At 29.6% G+C, this 2,587-nt stretch carries 4 protein-coding genes; 3 read left to right on the top strand and 1 reads right to left on the bottom strand.

Annotation, left to right across the window (positions count from 1 at the left end; genetic code table 11):
* Together VK998_RS06900 and msrA are read left to right on the top strand one after the other, a co-directional pair.
* Positions 1 to 226: LrgB family protein (locus VK998_RS06900; protein WP_325226881.1), on the top strand; the 226-nt coding region annotated here is incomplete at its 5' end.
* A gap of 41 nt (positions 227 to 267) precedes the next feature.
* A complete protein-coding gene (msrA, locus tag VK998_RS06895; protein WP_325226879.1) occupies positions 268 to 744 on the top strand; it encodes a peptide-methionine (S)-S-oxide reductase MsrA in 477 nt (158 codons plus the stop codon).
* Positions 745 to 811: 67 nt separating this feature from the next.
* Here the strand turns inward: msrA and VK998_RS06890 are convergent, their stop codons facing one another.
* Complete coding sequence (locus VK998_RS06890) at positions 812 to 1,456, bottom strand: HAD family hydrolase (RefSeq protein ID WP_325226877.1); 645 nt, start codon at positions 1,454 to 1,456, stop codon at positions 812 to 814.
* 227 nt (positions 1,457 to 1,683) lie between these two features.
* On the opposite strand from VK998_RS06890, the gene nrdD reads away from it, so the two are divergent.
* The coding region (gene nrdD / locus VK998_RS06885) for an anaerobic ribonucleoside-triphosphate reductase (protein ID WP_325226874.1) at positions 1,684 to 2,587 on the top strand (904 nt) is incomplete at its 3' end.

Raw genomic sequence — 2,587 nt, 5'->3', positions numbered from 1 at the left:
TGGAATAGGGGGAAATTTCATTGGAGAATATATATTAAGATTATTTAGAATAAATGACAAAGTTTCTAAAGGAGTAGCTCTAGGGACCGCTTCTCATGCATTAGGTACTGCCAAAGCTATAGAGATGGGAGAAACAGAAGGAGCCTTAGCTTCACTATCAATAGGTCTTGCCGGTGTTATTAGCGTATTTTTAATTCCTTGGTTTATGAATTTACTAGCAATATAGAGTTTAATCAAATAATTATTAAGAATAAAGGAGTTGAAAAAATGAAAGAGATTGTATTAGCAGGAGGATGCTTTTGGGGAGTAGAAGAATATATGTCAAGAATTGATGGCATAAAAGAAACGACAGTTGGTTATGCAAATGGTACTACTGAAAATCCTACCTATGAAGAAGTATGCACTAATATTACTGGGCATGCAGAGGCTTGTTATATTAAATATGATGAAAATATATTATCCTTAGAGGATTTACTCAATAGGTTTTGGAAAATAATTAATCCAACATTATTAAATAGGCAAGGGCCAGATATAGGTAGTCAATATAGGACAGGAATATATTATATAGATGAATCGGATCTACCAACTATAATGAAAACTTTTGAAGAACAAAAAATCAAATATGATAAACCTATAGTTACAGAAGTAGAACCGTTAAAGGTTTTCTACAAAGCTGAAGAATATCACCAAAAGTATTTGAAAAAGAATCCAAACGGATATTGCCATATTAATTTAAATGCCTAGTTATATTACAAATATATTACAAATAAGTTCTCTTTAAGGTGCCTGGCACCTTAAAGAGAACTTATTGTTAAAATAGGTTTTTGATAATATTTAAATCTAACTCTTTAAAATTATTTATTACTAAATCTGCTTCAGATAGATCTTGGTTGCCAGAGTTTGGGCTTTGAAGACCAATGCATTTCATTCCAGCTGTTTTTGCTGCTTTTACACCATTTTTGGCATCTTCTATGACTAAACAGTAAGATGGTTCTATTTTCATCTTTTTTGCTACAGTTAAAAATATTTCTGGATCTGGTTTTCCTTTGTTCACTTCTTCACCACTTATAAAAAATTTCAAATATTTATCTAAACTAAATTTTTTTACAATAGCATTTACTGCTTTCTTATTATTTGACGAGGCCAAGGCCATAGGATATCCTTCACCATATAGAGTCAACATGAATTCTTTAAAATTATCTATTAACTGCACTTTATCAATGTTTTCTAAAAATCTTTTTTTCTTCATCTCAACCATTTCTTCTACGGAAGGTTTTAGATTAAACTTCTCTTTAAAAGTATTCCACATATGATAGTCTGTAGTACCTACAAAAGATTTATGTTCTTCTTTGGTGATTTTGCCTCCAAGTTCTTCTAACAACTCTACTTCCAATTTAAAATGCAATGGTTCACTATCAATAATTACTCCATCCATATCAAAAATTACAGCTTTCAAAATATCTCTCCTTTAATTGATTTATATTTACATTTTTAATATAATAAGTGATGTTGTTTAATATTTCACCATATAAATATACATTAAAATCTATACTAAGTCAAAATATGTAGTACAAAAGTATTAAAAAGCTTTTTTATTTCTTTACTATTGACACAAGATATTGAGGTTTGATAATATATAAATACAATATGTTGTAAAATGTTTAGCATATGGGAGGTAAAAAATTGATTACTAAAATTAGAAAAAGAGATGGTAGAGAAGTGCCTTTTAATATAGAAAAGATTGCAAATGCAATTTTTAAAGCAGCTCAAGCTGCTGGCGGACATGATTATGACACTTCTTTAAAACTAGCTGAAAATGTAACATTTCTTCTAACTGAAAAATTTCAAGACAATATCCCTGAAGTAGAAGATATTCAGGATATGGTAGAAAAAATACTTATAGAAAATGGTCATGCTAGAACTGCTAAAGAGTACATATTATATAGGGCCGAAAGAACTAGGATTAGAGAAATGGATACAAGGCTTATGAAGGTTTATGAAGATTTAACCTTTAAAGATGCTAAAGATGTAGATATTAAAAGAGAAAATGCAAATATCGATGGTAATACTGCTATGGGTACTATGCTTAAATATGGTTCTGAAGGGGCTAAGCAATTTTATGATTTATTTGTATTGAACCCTGCTCACTCCAAAGCCCACAAAAATGGAGATATTCATATTCATGATTTGGATTTTCTAACATTAACGACTACTTGTTGTCAAATAGATATTGTAGAATTATTTAAAGGTGGTTTTAGTACAGGCCATGGATATTTAAGGGAACCTCAAGATATTCAAAGCTATTCAGCTCTTGCTTGTATAGCTATTCAATCCAACCAAAATGACCAGCATGGCGGTCAAAGTATTCCAAATTTTGATTATGGAATGGCTTTGGGAGTAAAGAAAACTTATATTAAATTCTATAGGAAAAACTTAGTTAAAAGTGTTGAATTATTGGTAGACAATCTAGATTTGAGTGATAATCTAAATAATATATTCAAAGTTCTAGAGAAAGAATATAATCTTGTTCCCACTTTAAATGAGAATGATGAATATAAAAGTAAAGAAGCAGAATATCTAAATGAAT

Source organism: Schnuerera sp. (genome assembly GCF_035459645.1).
In the GTDB taxonomy this organism is placed as follows: Bacteria; Bacillota; Clostridia; order Tissierellales; family Tepidimicrobiaceae; genus Schnuerera.
This window is presented reverse-complemented; position numbering and strand designations above follow the sequence as displayed.

Bases quoted from the DNA above. Each gene is read 5' to 3' on its own strand.
- msrA (WP_325226879.1), top strand. From the start codon at position 268: ATGAAAGAGATTGTATTAGCAGGAGGATGCTTTTGGGGAGTAGAAGAA.